Origin of the sequence: Microbulbifer yueqingensis, from assembly GCF_900100355.1 — a bacterium.
Taxonomy (GTDB): Bacteria; Pseudomonadota; Gammaproteobacteria; order Pseudomonadales; family Cellvibrionaceae; genus Microbulbifer; species Microbulbifer yueqingensis.
Genome location: NZ_FNFH01000013.1, coordinates 1 through 2,163, shown reverse-complemented (window position 1 = coordinate 2,163; position 2,163 = coordinate 1). Strand labels below are relative to the sequence as shown.

The 2,163-nt window shown below is 52.2% G+C and carries 1 rRNA gene; it reads right to left on the bottom strand.

Going from position 1 to position 2,163, the window contains the following annotated elements:
* Nucleotides 1-2,122: ribosomal RNA gene (locus tag BLT26_RS16135) — 23S ribosomal RNA — on the bottom strand; the annotation flags it as partial.
* Nucleotides 2,123-2,163: the final 41 nt, after the last annotated feature.

The window sequence follows — 2,163 nt, the reverse complement described above, 5'->3', positions numbered from 1 at the left end:
GCGTTCCTGCTTCAAAGCCTCCCACCTATCCTACACAAGTAGGCTCAAAGTTCAGTGCAAAGCTGTAGTAAAGGTTCACGGGGTCTTTCCGTCTAGCCGCGGGTACACTGCATCTTAACAGCGATTTCAATTTCACTGAGTCTCTGGTGGAGACAGCGTGGCCATCGTTACGCCATTCGTGCAGGTCGGAACTTACCCGACAAGGAATTTCGCTACCTTAGGACCGTTATAGTTACGGCCGCCGTTTACCGGGGCTTCGATCAAGGGCTTCGCCGAAGCTAACCCCATCAATTAACCTTCCGGCACCGGGCAGGCGTCACACCCTATACGTCCACTTACGTGTTTGCAGAGTGCTATGTTTTTAATAAACAGTCGCAGCCACCTGGTCACTTCGACCGACCTCAGCTTAGGGAGCAAGTCCCATCACCAAAGCCGGCGTACCTTCTCCCGAAGTTACGGTACCATTTTGCCTAGTTCCTTCACCAGAGTTCTCTCAAGCGCCTTGGTATTCTCTACCTGACCACCTGTGTCGGTTTCGAGTACGGTTCACTATTGCCTGAAGCTTAGAAGTTTTTCCTGGAAGCATGGCATCAACCACTTCACCTACCTAAGTAGGCTTCGTCGTCAGCTCTCAGCCTTAGGGACCCGGATTTGCCTAAGTCCCCAGCCTACAACCTTAAACACGGACAACCAATCGCCGTGCTGGCCTAGCCTTCTCCGTCACTCCATCGCAGCAATAGCAAGTACAGGAATGTTAACCTGTTTCCCATCGACTACGGCTTTCGCCCTCGCCTTAGGGGCCGACTAACCCTGTCCCGATTAGCGTTGGACAGGAACCCTTGGTCTTCCGGCGGGGAGGTTTTTCACCTCCCTTATCGTTACTCATGTCAGCATTCGCACTTGTGATACCTCCAGCAGACCTCCCGATCCACCTTCAACGGCTTACACAACGCTCCTCTACCATGCACATAGTGCATCCGCAGCTTCGGTTACCAGTTTGAGCCCCGGTATATCTTCCGCGCGGGCCGACTCGACTAGTGAGCTATTACGCTTTCTTTAAAGGATGGCTGCTTCTAAGCCAACCTCCTAGCTGTCTGGGCCTTCCCACATCGTTTCCCACTTAACTGGTATTTGGGACCTTAGCTGGCGGTCTGGGTTGTTTCCCTTTCCACGACGGACGTTAGCACCCGCCGTGTGTCTCCCGCGATTGCACTCCTCGGTATTCGGAGTTTGCATGGGGTTGGTAAGTCGGGATGACCCCCTAGCCCAAACAGTGCTCTACCCCCGAGGGTGAGACGCGAGGCGCTACCTAAATAGCTTTCGAGGAGAACCAGCTATCTCCCGGCTTGATTAGCCTTTCACTCCGATCCACAGGTCATCCCCTAATTTTTCAACATTAGTGGGTTCGGTCCTCCAATTGATGTTACTCAATCTTCAACCTGCCCATGGATAGATCGCCGGGTTTCGGGTCTATTGCCTGCAACTGAACGCCCTATTAAGACTCGATTTCTCTACGGCTCCCCTATGCGGTTAACCTTGCTACAGACAATAAGTCGCTGACCCATTATACAAAAGGTACGCAGTCACCCCGAAGGGCTCCTACTGCTTGTACGTATACGGTTTCAGGTTCTATTTCACTCCCCTCTCCGGGGTTCTTTTCGCCTTTCCCTCACGGTACTGGTTCACTATCGGTCAGCTGGGAGTATTTAGCCTTGGAGGATGGTCCCCCCATGTTCAGTCAAGATATCACGTGTCCCGACCTACTCGATTTCACTCAATGTGCCTTTTCGTGTACGGGGCTATCACCCTGTATCGCGGAACTTTCCAGATCCTTCCACTAAGACATAAAGAGCTTAAGGGCTAATCCCCTTTCGCTCGCCGCTACTCAGGGAATCTCGGTTGATTTCTTTTCCTCCGGGTACTTAGATGTTTCAGTTCCCCGGGTTCGCCTCGCATACCTATGTATTCAGTATGCGATACCTGTAAACAGGTGGGTTTCCCCATTCGGAAATCCCTGGATCAAAGTCTGTGTGCCGACTCCCCAGGGCTTATCGCAGGCTCCTACGTCCTTCATCGCCTCCAGCTGCCAAGGCATCCACCGTATACGCTTAGTCGCTTGACCATACAACACAAACGACTACTAACGACTTTTAACATCCAGAT